Raw genomic sequence first — 15,663 nt, 5'->3', positions numbered from 1 at the left:
AACAAGCTGGCTTCGCTGGGCACCAGCTCGACCGGCCTGGACACCCACCTGACCTTCGTCGGCAAGCTGCAAGACAGCCTCGACGCGGGCGTGGGCAACCTGGTCGACGCCGACCTGGCCAAGGAAAGCGCCAAGCTGCAGTCGCTGCAAACCAAGCAGCAGCTGGGCATCCAGGCGCTCTCKATCGCCAACCAGTCGACCGGCTCGATCCTGAGCCTGTTCCGATAGGGACACCTGGGGACGGGCCTTCGGGTCCGTCCCCGCCTTCCGCCGGGCTTCGGCCTGGAGGAGGGTTCACCAGAGGCGCCGCCGTGACCCGGCGACGATAGGAGTAATGGAAACCAAAGCCGCACTGACACAGCCGATAGCAGAACCGACCGCGCCGTCCTCGGCCGCAGCCGCCGCCTATACCGTCCCGGGCCACCCCGCGGGCGGTCCTGTCGTTTCGGAGGCCCCGGAAAAGCCGGCCGCCGCCGAGGGACCCCAGCCGGGCGACCTGCGACTGGTGATCGAGCAGGATCCTGTCTCGGGCTCGTACGTCTACAAGACGGTGGATCGCCGGACCGGTGACGTCCTGCAGCAGTTCCCGCGCGAGGACGTGCTCCGCTTCAAGCAGGCCGAGCACTACGACCCGGGCGAGGTTTTCGACGGCCTGACCTGAGAGGGCTCCGGCCCTAGGACCGTGTTCGCCGCGACCTGGCGTCGCAGGCGGAACATGGTTTACGCGCGTTAACCATATTCTTACTCCCTGAGCCTCAAGTTCACGGTCGACCTGCTCGGCCGCCGAATCGCGTTCCGAGCCACACTGGCAAGAACCGCCGTTCGGAGACCGTGATGACGCTGAGCGTGAACACCAATCAGCCCGCGCTGATCGCCCTGCAAAATCTGAACAAGACGAACGACGAGATGGGCGGCGTGCAGTCGCGCATCAACACCGGTCTTGCGATCTCCAGCGCCAAGGACAACGCCGCGGTCTGGTCGATCGCCCAGGATCAGCGCGCCGATCGCTCGGCCCTGAACGCTGTGAAGATGAGCCTGGACCGCGCCACCTCGATCACCGACGTGGCCCTGGCCGCGGGGGAATCGGTCTCGGACCTGCTGACCCAGATGCGCGAGAAGGTGGTCGCCGCCAAGGACACCTCGCTGTCGACCCAGTCGCGCAACTCGCTGAACGCCGACTTCCAGAGCCTGCTGAAGAACATGACGCAGGTGATCAACAGCGCCACGTTCGACGGCGCCAACATCCTCAACGGCAGCGAGCCGAGCAACATCACGTTCCTGGCCGACGCCGACGCCGCCACCGTGATCACGCTGAACCTGCAGAACCTGTCGCTGAGCAGCACGATCAACACGCTGTCGCTGAACGACAAGATCAACACCCAGACCCTGGCGGCCGGCGTGCTGTCGCGCCTGGACGCCACCATGACGGCGGTCAACCAGGCCGTCGGCTCGATCGGCTCGCAAGCCAAGCAGATCGAGGCCCACAACACCTTCGTGGCCAAGCTGAACGACGTGCTCGAGACCGGCGTGGGCAACCTCGTCGACGCCGACATGGCCAAGGAAAGCGCACGCCTGCAGGCCTTGCAGGTCAAGCAACAGCTCGGCGCCCAGGCGCTGTCGATCGCCAACCAGGCGCCGCAGATCATCCTGTCGCTGTTCAACGGCGGCGGCTAGGCCTGAGGCCCCGCGCGGGGTAGGCTCTCCACCAGGCTAGTTGGGAGAATCGACCCGGTATGATCGAGCTTCGCGATTTGACGGACGGCGACGAGGCGGTCCTGTTCCAATGGCGGGGCGAACCGGAGGTCGACCGGTGGATGTCCGACGCGGCCTTTCCTAGCCGCGAGGCCCACGCCGCCTGGTTCCAGGCCCTTCGCTCCGATCCCGACATGCGCGGCTGGATGATCGTCCGGGCCGGCGAACCGTCGGGTCTGCTGACCCTGACCGGCCTGCTCAGCCATCATCGCCGCGCCGGCTGGAACTGGTTCCTCGGTTCGGCCGAGGCGCGGGGCAGGGGCGTGGGTCGCGCCGCCCAGGTGCTGGGCCTTGACCGCGCGTTCGGTGAGCTGGGCCTGCACAAGGTGTTCGCCGAGGTCATGGCCGACAACGACGCGGCGCTGAAGGCCCAGGCGGCCTCGGGCTTCCGTCGCGAAGGCTATCTGCGCGGCCACGTGCTCAAGGACGGCCAGCCCCGGGACGTCGTCCTGCTGGGCATCCTGGCCGAGGAGTGGCGCGAATTGCGGGGCGAGGTCCGGCGCTCGCTGACCGACGCCCACCTGATCGCGGCCTAACCGCCCACGCGATTCATACGTCTTAACGAAACGTCAGCGTTCATCGCCGACAATCGAATCAAGGGGCGTAGTGCGCCCTGGTGGGACCCGCTGTGATCACTTTCGATTCCAGTCTGTTGCTCGGTTACTATCAGGCCAAGACCGCTGGCCTGGCCGCGAACGCGACGGCGACGACCGGCGCGTCCGCGACGACGACCGCGTCCGGGAAGAAGGCCGTGCCCAGCGCGCCCTGGACCACCATGACCAGCGAGCCCAGCGACCTGGTCAAGGCGGCCCTGAACGGCCGCAAGTTCGTCGACGAGAGCGCGGCCGTCGCCGCGTCCCCGACGATCTCGGGCGACTACAAGAAGCTGTTCGCCGCCTACCAGGCGCTCAACACCCTGTCGGCGATCGCCAACCGCTCGAGCGAGAAGGGCGTCACCGACAGCGAGATCAAGCGGTTGCAGGCCGTGTTCAGCAAGGGGCTGAACGAGGTCAACAGCTATGTCCAGAACCTCAGCACCGACGGCATGCGCCTGACGACCGGCACGGTCATGACCAGCGACAAGTCCTCGGTCGGGGTGCCCAAGAACAACTACAACTACGTCACCAACACGATCTACAGCGGCCAGGTCGACGACGAGGTGCCCACGTTCAAGGGCAACGTCAGCTTCACGATGAACGTCAAGAAGTTCGGCGTGGCGACGGACGTGACGATGGACCTGTCCGAGATGGGCTCCACGCCCCGGACGATGGCCAATGTCGTCAGCTTCTTCAATCAGAAGCTCTCGGACGCCGGGTTCGACACCCAGTTCGCGGTCAATCGCACCGTGGGCCAGGAGCGCGTCACCAAGGTCAACGGCCAGGACGTCAAGCTGCCGGCCACCGGCGACGACTTCGCCCTGCAGATCAAGGGCGACCTGACCGAGACCCTGACCTTCTCGGCGCCGGCCGCCAAGCCGGCGGTCTACATCACCACGGCGGCCGGCAATCCGGATCCGGACAAGGACACAACCACCGACGACGCGGTGATCGAGAACACCCTGACCAAGTACGGCCCCGGCACGGCCGGCCAGCCGGGGACCAAGGTGTTCTCCGACACGCTGGAAGGCACGATCAGCACGGTCCACAAGACCCTGACCGGCCCCGACGGCTCGCTCTACGTGCTGGCCGACGTGGACGGCACGACCAGCACCCAGACGATCAAGGGCGACCAGGACGTCGCCCTGCTGAAGTACGACTCGTCGGGCAAGCTGCTCTACGCCCGCACCCTGGGCGCCTCGAACACCGCCACCGGCTACAACATGGCCATCTCGGATGACGGCCAGGTGGCCATCGCCGGTTCGGTGGCGGGCGGCCTGGCCGGCGCCACCAACGGCCCGATCAACTCGGACTCCGCCGGCACGCTCACCGACAGCTTCGTGACCCTCTACGACGCCAAGGGCGACGAGACCTGGACGGTCCGGCGCGGCGGCATGCTGGAGGATGAGGCCACGGCTGTCGCGTTCGGCCAGGACGGCGTGGTCTATGTGGGCGGGCGCACCAAGTCCGACATCCCCGGCTCGGCCACCGGCGCGACGGAAGGCGGCTACGACAGCTACCTGACCGGCTTCGCCACCGACATCGCCGGCACGCCCAAGGCGCTGTTCACCACCCATTTCGGCAGCGAGAACGACGACACCGTCTCCGGCATCGTCGTCAACGGCACGCAGGTGGTGGTGGCCAGCAAGGAAGGCAGCGAGGCGATGCTTCGCAGCTTCGACGTCTCGACCACCATCGTCACCGAGCCCCGGACCTATCTGAACGACAAGGAAGTCTGGGTCACCGAGCCGACCACCTACACCAAGGCCGCGACTTTCACCGAGGGCGCGACGCGCGACCTGGGCTCGCTGAAGGGCGGCAACATCGCCGGCCTGACCATCGACAACGGCCAGCTCTACATCGGCGGCTCGACCACCAACGGCGCGCTGGACGTCGACAACAAGACCAAGGCCGCCTCGGGTGGTTCGGATGGGTTCGTGGCGCGCCTGTCGCTGGACCTGACCGACAAGACCCAGGACACCCTGGCCTATTACGGCGGGACCGGCGACGACACGGTCACCGGCATGGCGGTCTCCAACGGCCAGGCCTGGCTGGTGGGCTCGGCCGGCAAGGACCTTGGGGGCGAGGCGACGGTCGGCACGAAGGACGGCTACGTCGCCCAGATCGACGTCGCCACCGGCCAGGCCTCGTGGGAGCAGCGGCTGACCGGCAAGGACGGCTACGCCACCCCGACCTCGATCGCGGTCGACGCCTCGGGCTCCAGCGCCCTGGACGTCTTCGGCATCCCGCGCGGCAAGATGGACTTCACCCAGTCCGACAAGATMGTCTCGGCGACCTCGGCGCGGGCAGGGGACACCTTCCAGGTCCGCACCCGGGCGCGCGGCACCCTGACCACGATCAAGATCGAGCAGGACGACACGCTCGACACCCTGGCCGACAAGATCCGCAAGGCCACCGGCTACGCGGCGAAGGTCGAGTTCAGCAGCGTCGGCAACAACCGCACCCTGCGCATCAGCCCGTCCCAGACCACCTCGACCGTCGAGATCCTGCCCGGCAAGGGCGGCACCGACGTGCTGGAGTCGCTGGGACTGAAACCGGGGATCGTGCGCAACACCAAGACCGATCACGGCCAGACCGTCTCGGCCGACGGCAAGGGGCCGATCTACGGCTTCGCGCTGGACACGGGCCTGGACCTGACCACCGACGTCGGCCGCAACGCCGCCGTGTCGGCCATGACCAAGGCCCTGTCGGCGGTCCGCAACGCCTATCGCGAGATGGCCGACACCGCCAACGGCGTGAAGCGCACCGACGCGACCGCCTCCTCGAACAACAACGTGAACGGCCCGGTCCCGGCCTATCTGACCAACCAGATCGCCAACTACCAGGCGGCGCTGAATCGCCTGACCGGCGGCGGCTAGGYCGACCCGTCGCGACGGCCCTGGAAGCCGTCTTTAGCCTTGGACTTGAAAGCGTCATCACCGCGTCGTAGCCAGGGATCATGGAACTTCTCAAAGATCGACGCGTGTTGCTGGGCGGCGGCGCCGCCCTGGCCCTGATCGCGGGCCTCGGCATCGCCCTGACCGTGATGCACGGCAACAAGTCGCCGACCGCCGACCCGCCGGCCTCGCGCGCCGGCCTGATCGTCGAGACCGGCCGCGCCGACGACAACAAGCTGGACGCCAACCGCCCGCTGCGCTGCTTCGTCGGCGGCCAGTTCGTGGGTGAGATCACCCTGGCCGAGTGCGCCAAGAAGAACGGTGTGGCCACCGGCGCGCTGGACGTCGGCGTCGACGAGACCGGCGCCCTGGCCGCCGCCGACCAGGCCGGCACCGTCCTGACCCCGCTGCCGCCGCCGCCCGAGGCCCTGACCGTGCCCGCGCCGGCCGCGCCGCCGACCGCCCCGACGCCGACCGCGTCGACCACGCCCCTGGCCGTCTGCTGGCGCTACGCCGGCGGCGAATGGCGCAAGCTGCCGGGCGAGATCACCGTCAACGCCTGCGCCCAGCAGATCTCGGGCGGCAAGTGCGAGAAGGCCGGCGGGGCCACCTACGGCCGCTGGGGCGACGAAACCCTGCGGATCGTGCCGGGCAAGGTCGAATCCTCGTCCGACAACCGCACCTTCCATTCGATCATCGACCTGGGGCAGGGCTGCTCCATCCCGTCGGCCTAGAGAGAGTCCAAGACCCATGCGCCTTCCCGTCGTCGCCCTCTCGCTCGTCGCCGCCGCCGCCGTCGTCGGACTCACCGGCTGCGAGAAGCAGACCAAGGCCCCGTTCGAGGCCGGGGTCTGCATGCACGTGATCGAGCAGAAGGACGGGACGCTGAAGTTCAACCCGGTGGCCCGCAACGTGCCGAGCCTGGAGCTCTGCGCGGCCGAGTTGGAGGGCATGCGCCTGCGCTTCGTGCGCCTGGGCAGCACCAACCGCGAGATGACCGGCGCCTATCAGGGCAAGTTCATCTTCCTGCAGAAGGAAGGCATCTATCTGGGCGACACCTACGAGGGCGCCCGGTTCATGTCGCTGGTCCGCACCGGTGACGGCCGCCTGGCGGTCCCGGGGGCGATGCCGCCCCAGTAGGGCGCGGCTCAAACCCGGGGATAACCTCGGCGCTCCACAGGAACATTTGTGGAACAAAGCTTGATTTCGCTTTTAAGAACCCGTTAACGTCCGCCTCAGATGCCGGCGCGTTGGGTCGCCGGGCGTGAACAGGAAACTTCCCCATGGCGGGCAGCGTCAACAAGGTCATTCTGGTCGGCAATCTCGGGGCCGACCCCGAAATCCGCACCCTCAGCTCGGGCGACCGCGTCGCCAACCTGCGTCTGGCCACCTCGGAAACCTGGCGCGACCGCACCTCGGGCGAGCGCAAGGAAAAGACGGAATGGCACCGCGTCGTGATCTTCAACGACAACCTGGTGAAGGTGGCTGAAAGCTATCTGCGCAAGGGCTCGACGGTCTATATCGAGGGCGCGATCCAGACCCGCAAATGGGCCGACGCCTCGGGCGTCGAGAAGTACTCCACCGAGATCGTGCTGCAGAAGTTCCGCGGCGAACTGACCATGCTGGGCGGCCGAGGCGACGGCGCCGGCGCGTCGAGCGGCGGCGGCTATGACGAAGGCTACGCCGGCGGCGGCGGCGGCAACTTCGGCGGCGGCGCCCCGCGCAGCCAGCCCAGCGGTCCGCGCGAAAGCTTCTCGGCCGACCTGGACGACGAGATCCCGTTCTAGGGATCGGTTCGACGCCAGATTCCGAGCAGCGGTCGGCTCCCCGGAGCCGGCCGCTTTTTCGTGTGCGCTTTCTCACGACCGCGCGGTGGGCTGCGCCACCGCTGGGACTGGCCCGGCCGGCGATCTTGGCCTTGGGGGCGCGCCAGGCCTGTCGGCTTGATCCGCGGACTCCCCCTTGGGAGGAGATCAGGAATGGCCGATTCTGCGGGACTCACCGACGAGGAGGTCCTCGTCGCCGGCGTCGCCGTCTTCGTGCACGCGCGCGACCTTCGGCAGGATCCGCCCGGCGCCGACGAGACGCTGGCCCAGATCGGCGTCGGGGCCAACAGCCTCGACTTCGCGATCCGCGACTGGGTCAACGACCGGTTCCGCGCGCCCCCCAAGCGCAAGCTGGTCAGCGGCGACCTCGAACTGTCCATGACCTGGGCCGAGTTCGTCCTCAAGGCGCTGAGCTGACTGATGCGGCGCCTGCTCATCCTCACCGCGGCCGCCTGCCTGGTCGGCGCGCACGCCCACGCCCAGAACTCCAAGTTCACCCTCAACGCCGACGAGGCGCCCAACGACCAGCCGTGGTCCGACCCGGCCTCGTTCAGCTACATCAAGGACAAGGGGGCCAAGGCCGCCCTGTMGCTGGACGCCGCCGGCAAGCTGAGCTGGCGTCTGGGCGACAACACGACGTCCACCGGCTTCGGCCGCTTCGTGGCGCATCGCAACACCGCGACCGGCAATCAGGTCGAGACCTACGCCGCCGAGGCCGGCCTGCATTTCGAGCAGAGCACCGCCAGCGGCGATGTTCCCAATCCGAACGCCTTCTACCTCTTCCACGACGTGTCGCTGGGCTACGACTACAAGACCAATTTCGACGACGAGGCCGACGGATGCGACGCCACGCCCAAGCCGGTCGAATGCGTCCGCTCCCATGAACGATCGGTGCGGCTGGCCTGGACGCTGCAGCCGTTCCACCTGAGCTGGGAGAGCGTTCCGGCCTATGTGGACGGCAAGCTGACGGGCCAGAGCCCGGACGTCGCCTATTCGTTCGGTCCGGTCATCACMGTCTTCGCCGACGATCTGGTCGACTCGCCGACGGTCAACGGGATCAAGCCGAAGGGCACGGCGACCGGGGCGGTCGGCAAGCTCAGCCTGGCGCTGTCGCCCAAGGCCCTCGACTATCGCCTGGTGCTGCGCGGTTCGATCCAGCAGACCGAGTTCTTCCATCGGCCGACCAGCCGCCAGGCGGGCCTGCCGGAGGACAGCACCCTGAACCGGCTCGCGCTCGACTACGACCTGGGGCCCCGCGCCTTCCTGGGCGAGGCGGGCTGGGCGCCGTCGGTCGGGCTGACCTATACCAAGGGCGATGATCCGCTGATCGGCGTCGCCAACCGCGAGCGGACGGTGTTCGCCTTCAAGCTGGCCTATCGGGGCGGCTGATCGGCGCCTTCCCCGGCTGCGACAACGGTCGGCGTTTCGGCGCCGGCCGTTTTGGTTTATCCCTGACGGACGCCTTTCGTCCGTATGACCATTGAATTTCGAAGGGCGGCGCGCCACCTCGGGGGCGCGGAAGGCAGGCGCGTCGAGGCGCTCGAGTCGGAATCGGGGATTTTGAAGACCGTGGGACGACCCCAGAAAGACGACGGCGGCCTGGTGCGCCAGGCCCATGGGCTGACCGCCGACCTCACGACGCCCGATCGCCGGATCTACTGKCTGGACCTGGCCCTGACCGCKACCGCCGCCTGGGGCGGCCTGTGGATCGCCGCCACGGCTCTGCATCCCGGGATCGTCCTGGCCGCCGGCCTCGTCGGCCTGCTGGCCATCTATCGCGGCCTGTCGTTCATCCACGAGATCAGCCACCTGCGCCCCAAGGACGTGCCGGGCTTCCGTCTGGGCTGGAACCTGCTGGTCGGCGTGCCCCTGATGACCCCGTCGATGATGTACGAGGGCGTGCACAACCTGCACCACGCCAAGCACCGCTTCGGCACCGCCAAGGATCCGGAATACCTGCCGCTGGGCCGCTATTCGCCGTTCAAGCTGGGCCTGTTCACGGCGATCTCGCTGCTGGCCCCGCTGGGCGTGATCCTGCGTTCGGGCGTGCTGGTCCCGCTGTCTTTCGTGGCCCCGCCGGTGCGCCGGTTCGTCAGGACCAAGCTGTCGGCCCTGGTGATCAATCCCGACTTCGTGCGCGAGGACAACGACAAGACGCGCCCCGACTGGCTGGCCCAGGAGATCGGCTGCTGGCTGTGGTGCTGGGGCGTGGCCGCCGCGACGATCGCCGGCTTCGTGCCGGTGCGCGTGGTCGTGACCTGGTTCGCCCTGTTCTCGCTGGCCACCTTCGTCAACCAGCTGCGCACCCTGGCGGCCCACTACTGGCACAACGACGGCGAGATGATGAGCTTCGAGGAGCAGTTCCTGGACTCGGTCAACGTGCCGCCGCCGGCCCTGCTGCCGTTCCTGTGGGCGCCGGTCGGCCTGCGCTACCACGCCCTGCATCATCTGCTGCCGCGCCTGCCATACCACAACCTGGGCAAGGCCCATGCGCGGCTGTCGGCCCAGTTGGCCGAGACCTCGCCCTATCACCGGGTCGAGGAGACCGGCCTGTTCGTGGCCCTGGCCAAGCTGTTCGCCCGGGCCGGCGTCGCACCGACCCTAGCGGTCGGGGCCGATACGGTCGAACGCAAGAGCGCCTGAGGGCTGCGGCGCCGGCAACGACTGGCGCAGGGCCCAGGCCGCGCCGGTCAGGGACAGGGCGACCGCCGTCATCGTCCATTCCAGCTGACTGTCCGGCGAGGCCATGACGCGCGGGATGTGCAGCATCACCACGAAACAGGCCATCATCGCCGTCAGCAGGGTGGCCGCCGGCCGCGACGCCACGCCGAACAGGATCGCCAGCCCCGCCGCCAGGTGGCCCGTCCCCGTGGCATAGGCCCAGAACAGCGGGTAGGGGATCCAGCCCGGCACCATCTTGGCGGTGAAGTCGGCATAGGCGAAATGGCTCAGGCCGAAGATCAGCGGACAGACGCCGTAGATCAGCCGCGCGGCCAGCCGCAGCCGGGCGTCCGGCGCCCCGCCCGACATCGCGAACAGGGCCAGGCCGCCGGCCGACAGCGACAGGGTCTCGGCCACGCCCAGCCACGAGGCGACGCGGGCCGGCGCGGCGACCACTTCCGGCCCGTGCAGGGCGACCCAGCCCAGATAGGCCACGGCCAGGACCCCCGAGGCCAGGCGGGCGGTGCGCGACCACAGGACGCCCGCGCCCAGCACCAGCATCAGCACGCCGCTGACCAGGGCCAACACGTGTCGGCCGGGCGCGCCCTCGGGCACGGGTTGCCATTGCAGGGCGAAGTCGCCGAAGGCCAGGCCGATGATCCCCAGCGCCATGGCGCCCGAGCCGTAGAGTACACCGTCGCGGTTCATGATCCCTCCCGTTGGACACCGTGAGCTTGGCTCGGCGGCCGGCGCCTGACTTGGGGTTTGTTGCGCTCGGGCCTCCGGGCGGGTTCTATGGCCGCACCCTGACGGAGGCGCCTGCATGTTTCGTGTCGAGTCCCACGGTCCCGCCTTGCCCGCCCGCTCGCCGCTGTACGGCGCCGGCGAGGCCCGCTGCGCCACCGACGCCAGGGCCGCGATCGGCAAGTGCTATGCGGGACCGGTCATCGGCGTGGTGGTGGCGGGGACCTTCGACTACGCCGGCCGTCACGGCCGCGCCCGCGCCACGCCCGGCGCGGTCCTGCTGGGCAACGCCGGCGAGGCCTTCGACTGCCGCCACCTGGACGCGGACGGCAACCGCCGGGMGGTGATCGCCCTGCATCCCGACCTGCTGGCCGAGGTCGCCAACGACTGCGGCCTGGACGACGCCGACTTCGCGATCTCGGCCCTGGCCCCCTCGCGCGAGACCGCGCCGCTGTACGGCGCCGTGCGCCGCGCGGCCGGCGGGCTGCGCCTGGGCGACGAGGAGGTGATCGACCTGGCCGCCCGCGCCCTGACCCTGGGCCGCGACCCGCGCCGCGTCACGTCCACGGGGACCGAGCGGCGACGCATCCGCGACGTGATCCGGCACCTGGACGTGGCCTATGCCGAGCCCTGCGAACTGGACAGCCTGGCGGCCATGGGCCAGGTCAGCCGCTTCCACTTCATCCGGCTGTTCCGGGCCATGACCGGCGAAAGCCCGCGCCAGTACCTGATCGGCGCGCGCCTGCGGGCCGCCGCCGACCGGCTGACCGACACCGCCGAGCCCGTCACCCGCATCGCCTTCGACGTCGGCTTCAACGACATCTCACACTTCAACGCCACGTTCCGGCGGGCTTTCGGCCTGTCGCCGACGGCGTGGCGGAAGACGGCGTAGGGGATCATGATCCTTCGCTTCCAATAGATATCCGTCATCCCGGGCCTTGTGCCCGGGACCCCTGTGTCCGCCGCAGGTGCGGATGAGTGGTGCGCTGGCGCGCCAAGACACTTCACGTGGAAGCTGAACCAGGGGTCCCGGTCACAAGGCCCGGGATGACGAACATTGGGGAGGGGAAGGGACTGAGCTACGACCCCAGGTCCCGCACCACCGTCTCGCACAGCCGGTGGGTCTCCAGCGCGTCCAGGGCCGACAGCCGCCGCCCGTCGCGCACGGCGCCCAGGAAGTGCTCGCACAGGCCCTCGAAACCGCGCTGGCGGCCCACCGAGGTCCAGTCGCCACGCCGCGCCAGGTGATCCTKGGCGCCCTGGTCGATCACCTGGGCCATGTCGACGATCCGCCGCTTGGCGCCGGCGCCCGAGACCTCGAGGGTCTCCTCGTTCGAGCCGCTCACCCGGTTCATGATTCCCAGGGCGTCGTGGCCGCCGCCCGACAGCGACAGGGCGACGTGTTCCAGCAGGCCGTCCACGACCCGCCCATGCACCCGCGCCTCGCCCGCGCCCGGCGCCAGGAACCGCAGGGTGTCGACCACGTGGATGAAGTCGTCGAACACCACGCGGCGCGTCTCGTCGGCCTGGTCGGCGCGGTTCTTCTGCATCACCGTCAGGGGCAGCTTCAGGGCGGCGGCGTCGCGATAGACCGGGGCGAAGCGGCGATTGAAGCCGACCATCAACGAGACGCCTCGCGTCTCGGCCAGGTCGACCAGGGCCTCGCTGTCGGCGGCGTTGTCGGCGATCGGCTTGTCGACCATCGTCGGCACACCGGCCTCCAGCAGGCGGCGGACGATCAGGGGATGGGCGGCCGTCGCCGCGTGCACCAGAGCGCCGTCCAGCCCTTCGGCCAGGGCCGCGTCGAGTTCGGCGTGCAGGCGCGCGACCCGCCAGGCCGCGCCCAGCTCCACCAGGGTCCGGGCGTCGCGGGTGACGAAGACCAGGTCGAGGTCTGGGCGCGGGCCCAGCACGGGCAGGTAGGCCTTCCGGGCGATGTCGCCCAGGCCGATCATCGCGATGCGGAGCGGGGCGATGCGCGAGCTCATGATTTCCCCAGGGCGGTCAGCAGGTGGTCGGCCAGGGCACCGGCGTCCCAGGCGTCGCCGCGCGGGGCCAGGAACAGCGGCGCGTCGTCCAGGAACGGCGTCAGCGCCTGAGCGGTCTGGGCCAGGTCGGGCGCGTCGAGGCTCTCGCTCATCACCACGCCGGCGACCGGGACCTTGGCGGCGCGCAGGGCGACCAGGGCGGTCAGGACGTGGCTGATCGTGCCCAGGTACGAGCCGGCCACCAGCAGCGCCGGCGCGCCCAGGGCGGCGATCATGTCCAGGTTGGTCTCGCCGTCGGTCAGGGGCGACATCACCCCGCCGGCCCCCTCGACCAGCAGCAGGCCGTCCCGGAGCTCGGCGGCGCGGGCCACCGCGTCGATGACCATGTCGTCCAGGCTGAGCGTGTCGCCTTCCAGCCGCGCGGCGATATTCGGCGACAGCGGCGCGCGGTAGCGGCGCGGCGCGATGCGGAAAACGTCGCCGGGCGTCCCCAGGGCGGCGGCCAGGCGGGCCGGATCGCTGCCCGCCGCGTCCCGGGGATCGAAGCCGCTGACCACGGGCTTGAAGGCGTCGACGACCGCGCCCTTGGCCTTCAAGGCGCGGATCAGGGCGCAGCTGACGTAGGTCTTGCCGATGTCGGTGCCCGTGCCGGTGACGAACAGGGCCGGCATCAGGCGGCCGCCTTAACGTAGGGCTTCACCAGCTCGGCCAGGCGGGCGATCTCGTCGTCTGGATGCTCGGCGCTGAAGGCGATGCGCAGGCGGGCCATGCCGGCGGGGACGGTGGGCGGGCGGATCGCCACGACCAGGAAGCCCTCGGCCTCAAGGGCGCGCGAGGCGTCCAAGGCGTCCTGGGCCTCGCCGATGATCACCGGCACGATCGGGCTGGCGGCGCGCGGCAGGCCGACGGCCTCTGTGAAGGCGCGGGCCTTGGCCAGGGGCAGGGCGGTCAGGGCCGGATCGGCCTCGATGATGTCCAGGGCCGCCAGGGCGGCGGCGGCGGCGGCCGGCGGCAGGCCGGTGGTGTAGACCAGGGTGCGGGCCCGGGTCTTCAGCAGGTCGACCACGGCCTGGGACGCGCAGACATAGCCGCCGTACGAGCCCAGGGCCTTGGACAGGGTGCCCATCTGCAGCGGGATCTGGGCCTCGGGGAACAGAGCGGCCGACCCCTTGCCCTCGGCCAACACGCCGACGCCGTGGGCGTCGTCCGACAGCAGCCAGGCGTCGTTGGCCTCGCAGACCGCCGACAGCCAGTCCAGCGGGGCGATGTCGCCGTCCATCGAGAACACGCCGTCGGTGGCGACGATGGCGTGACGGGCGCTGGAGCGGTGTTCGGCGAGCAGCTCGGCCAGGTGGTCGCTGTCGTTGTGGGCGAACGGGATGATCCGCGCGCCCGACAGCTGGGCTCCGGCCCAGATGCAGGCGTGGGCCAGCTCATCCACGAAGACGATGTCGCCCTTGCCGGCGAAGGTGGGGATGACGCCGGTGTTGGCCAGGTAGCCCGAGCCGAACACCACGCAGGCCTCGGTTCCCTTCAGGCGGGCCAGGCGGCCTTCCAGCTCCGAAAGCAGCGGATGGTCGCCGGTCACCAGCCGCGAGGCGCCCGAGCCGGCGCCGTGGGTCTCGATGGCGGCCTGGGCGGCGGCCTTGACCGCCGGATGATGGGCCAGGCCCAGATAGTCGTTGCACGAGAAGGACAGCAGCCGGCGGCCGTCGCGCTCGACGAACGCCCCGGCCGAGCGCCGGGTGGGCTTGAGGCGGCGCAGCAGGCTGGCGGCTTCGAGGCGCTCGATCTTGTCGGCGGCGTAGGTGTCCAGACTGTGCATCACGGTTCCCGTTTGCCCCCCGCAGCGGGAGGGCATAGGCAGTGCGCCCGCTCTAGGCAACGAAGGATCGCGCCATGACCGCCGAAAGTCCCGACTGGCTCGTCGCCGGCGCGACCCACGTCTGGCGGCCCTATTGCCAGATGAAGACCGCCCGGCCGCCGCTGCCCGTCGTGGCGACGCGCGGCTCGCGGCTGATTCTGGATGACGGGCGCGAGCTGGTCGACGGTCTGGCCTCGTGGTGGACCGCTTGCCACGGCTACAACCACCCGCACATCGCTGCCGCCGTCCGCGACCAGCTGGAGCGCATGCCGCACGTGATGTTCGGCGGCCTGGCCCACGAACCGGCCTACCGCCTGGCCAAGCGCCTGGCCGACCTGCTGCCGGGCGAGCTGGACCACGTGTTCTTCGCGGAGTCCGGCTCGGTCTCGGTCGAGATCGCCATGAAGATGGCCCTGCAGTTCCACATCAACCAGGGCCGCTCGGGACGCACGAAGTTCCTGTCGTTCCGGGGCGGCTATCACGGCGACACCCTGGCGACGATGACGGTCTGCGACCCGGAGGAGGGCATGCACAGCCTGTTCTCCGGTGTGATGCCGTCTCAGGTGACCGCCGACCTGCCCGTGGACGCCACGTCCGAAGCCGCGCTGGACGCGCTGTTGGCCGAGCGGGGCGGGGAGATCGCCGCGATCCTGACCGAGCCGCTGGTCCAGGGCGCCGGCGGGATGCTGTTCCACGACGCGGAGGTGCTGCGGACCCTGCGCCGCCTGGCCGACAAGCACGGCGTGCTGCTGATCTTCGACGAGATTTTCACCGGCTTCGGCCGCACCGGCCAGCTGTTCGCCATGCAGGCGGCGGGGATCGAGCCCGACATCGTCACCCTGTCCAAGGCCCTGACCGGCGGAACCCTGCCGCTGTCGGCCGCCGTGGCCTCGCGCCGGGTGTTCGAGGCCTTCTGGTCCAATGAGCCCGGCGCGGCCCTGATGCATGGGCCCACCTACATGGGCAACGCCTTGGCGTGCGCGGCCGCCAACGCCTCGCTGGACCTGTTCGAGGACGGCGCCTGGCGGGCCGACGTGGCGCGGGTGTCGGCGGCCCTGGCGGCGGGGCTGGAACCGGTCCGCACCGCGCCGGGCGTGGTCGACGTGCGGGTGCTGGGCGCGATCGGGGTGGTGGAGTTCGACGCGCCCGTGGCCGTTGGCGCCCTGTGCGACGCCTTCGCGGCCGAGGGCGCCTGGATCCGGCCGATGGGCAAGACCGTGTACCTGACGCCGGCCTTCACGACGCCCKACGCCGACCTCGACGTGCTGCTCGCCGCCATTCGCAAGGTCGTGGGCGCCGGTGGGGTTGAAGGATCAGGCGKGGTCTGATCCAAGC

General features: G+C 69.9%; 17 protein-coding genes. 13 read left to right on the top strand and 4 right to left on the bottom strand.

Annotated elements, in window-relative coordinates; all coding sequences use genetic code 11:
- The 11 genes from AC1U89_RS10905 to AC1U89_RS10855 form a co-directional block, all read left to right on the top strand.
- Positions 1 to 228, top strand: a 228-nt coding sequence (locus tag AC1U89_RS10905) for a flagellin (RefSeq protein ID WP_479899721.1), incomplete at its 5' end; no start/stop codon positions are given.
- A 106-nt stretch (positions 229 to 334) separates the two neighbouring features.
- Positions 335 to 661, top strand: a complete 327-nt coding sequence (locus AC1U89_RS10900) for a hypothetical protein (RefSeq protein ID WP_479899720.1) — start codon at positions 335 to 337, stop codon at positions 659 to 661.
- A gap of 173 nt (positions 662 to 834) precedes the next feature.
- Positions 835 to 1,674: a flagellin gene (locus tag AC1U89_RS10895; RefSeq protein WP_479899719.1), complete on the top strand. Its 840-nt coding sequence runs from the start codon at positions 835 to 837 to the stop codon at positions 1,672 to 1,674.
- 59 nt (positions 1,675 to 1,733) lie between these two features.
- Complete coding sequence (gene pseH / locus AC1U89_RS10890; protein WP_018061319.1) at positions 1,734 to 2,288, top strand: UDP-4-amino-4,6-dideoxy-N-acetyl-beta-L-altrosamine N-acetyltransferase; 555 nt, start codon at positions 1,734 to 1,736, stop codon at positions 2,286 to 2,288.
- Between the two features lie 92 nt (positions 2,289 to 2,380).
- Entirely contained in the window at positions 2,381 to 5,227 is a 2,847-nt protein-coding gene (locus tag AC1U89_RS10885) for a hypothetical protein (RefSeq protein WP_479899718.1), read from the top strand.
- 80 nt (positions 5,228 to 5,307) lie between these two features.
- Positions 5,308 to 5,979 carry a hypothetical protein gene (locus AC1U89_RS10880; RefSeq protein WP_479899717.1) on the top strand — a complete coding sequence of 224 codons (672 nt, stop codon included), beginning with the start codon at positions 5,308 to 5,310 and terminating at the stop codon, positions 5,977 to 5,979.
- Positions 5,980 to 5,995: 16 nt separating this feature from the next.
- Complete coding sequence (locus AC1U89_RS10875; RefSeq protein ID WP_479899716.1) at positions 5,996 to 6,385, top strand: hypothetical protein; 390 nt, start codon at positions 5,996 to 5,998, stop codon at positions 6,383 to 6,385.
- A 143-nt stretch (positions 6,386 to 6,528) separates the two neighbouring features.
- Entirely contained in the window at positions 6,529 to 7,032 is a 504-nt protein-coding gene (gene ssb / locus AC1U89_RS10870; RefSeq protein WP_479899715.1) for a single-stranded DNA-binding protein, read from the top strand.
- Between the two features lie 192 nt (positions 7,033 to 7,224).
- A complete protein-coding gene (locus AC1U89_RS10865) occupies positions 7,225 to 7,488 on the top strand; it encodes a hypothetical protein (protein WP_479899714.1) in 264 nt (87 codons plus the stop codon).
- Between the two features lie 3 nt (positions 7,489 to 7,491).
- Complete coding sequence (locus AC1U89_RS10860) at positions 7,492 to 8,460, top strand: hypothetical protein (RefSeq protein WP_479899713.1); 969 nt, start codon at positions 7,492 to 7,494, stop codon at positions 8,458 to 8,460.
- A 180-nt stretch (positions 8,461 to 8,640) separates the two neighbouring features.
- Positions 8,641 to 9,714, top strand: a complete 1,074-nt coding sequence (locus AC1U89_RS10855) for a fatty acid desaturase family protein (protein ID WP_479899712.1) — start codon at positions 8,641 to 8,643, stop codon at positions 9,712 to 9,714.
- Here AC1U89_RS10855 and AC1U89_RS10850 read toward each other — a convergent pair.
- On the bottom strand, positions 9,673 to 10,440 hold the full coding sequence (locus tag AC1U89_RS10850) for a DoxX family membrane protein (protein ID WP_479899711.1): 768 nt from the start codon (positions 10,438 to 10,440) through the stop codon (positions 9,673 to 9,675). The genes AC1U89_RS10855 and AC1U89_RS10850 overlap by 42 nt on opposite strands.
- Before the next feature lie 115 nt (positions 10,441 to 10,555).
- Between AC1U89_RS10850 and AC1U89_RS10845 the strand changes: the two genes are divergently transcribed.
- Complete coding sequence (locus AC1U89_RS10845) at positions 10,556 to 11,368, top strand: helix-turn-helix transcriptional regulator (RefSeq protein WP_479899710.1); 813 nt, start codon at positions 10,556 to 10,558, stop codon at positions 11,366 to 11,368.
- Between the two features lie 187 nt (positions 11,369 to 11,555).
- Here AC1U89_RS10845 and AC1U89_RS10840 read toward each other — a convergent pair whose 3' ends face one another.
- From AC1U89_RS10840 to bioF, 3 genes are read right to left on the bottom strand one after another with little or no spacing between them, the layout of a single operon-like run.
- The gene (locus tag AC1U89_RS10840) at positions 11,556 to 12,464 is read right to left on the bottom strand and encodes a Gfo/Idh/MocA family protein (protein ID WP_479899709.1); all 909 of its coding nucleotides are present in this window, start codon (positions 12,462 to 12,464) and stop codon (positions 11,556 to 11,558) included.
- Positions 12,461 to 13,135, bottom strand: a complete 675-nt coding sequence (gene bioD, locus AC1U89_RS10835) for a dethiobiotin synthase (RefSeq protein ID WP_479899708.1) — start codon at positions 13,133 to 13,135, stop codon at positions 12,461 to 12,463. The genes AC1U89_RS10840 and bioD overlap by 4 nt, the downstream gene beginning before the upstream one ends.
- On the bottom strand, positions 13,135 to 14,289 hold the full coding sequence (gene bioF, locus AC1U89_RS10830) for an 8-amino-7-oxononanoate synthase (protein WP_479899707.1): 1,155 nt from the start codon (positions 14,287 to 14,289) through the stop codon (positions 13,135 to 13,137). The genes bioD and bioF overlap by 1 nt, the downstream gene beginning before the upstream one ends.
- Positions 14,290 to 14,363: 74 nt before the next feature.
- On the opposite strand from bioF, the gene AC1U89_RS10825 reads away from it, so the two are divergent.
- Positions 14,364 to 15,656, top strand: a complete 1,293-nt coding sequence (locus AC1U89_RS10825; RefSeq protein WP_479899706.1) for an adenosylmethionine--8-amino-7-oxononanoate transaminase — start codon at positions 14,364 to 14,366, stop codon at positions 15,654 to 15,656.
- Positions 15,657 to 15,663 lie beyond the last annotated feature (7 nt).

This window comes from Caulobacter sp. 05T431, from assembly GCF_056665975.1.
Note: the sequence above shows the minus strand (reverse complement) of the source record. Positions and strands in the feature narration are given on the sequence as shown.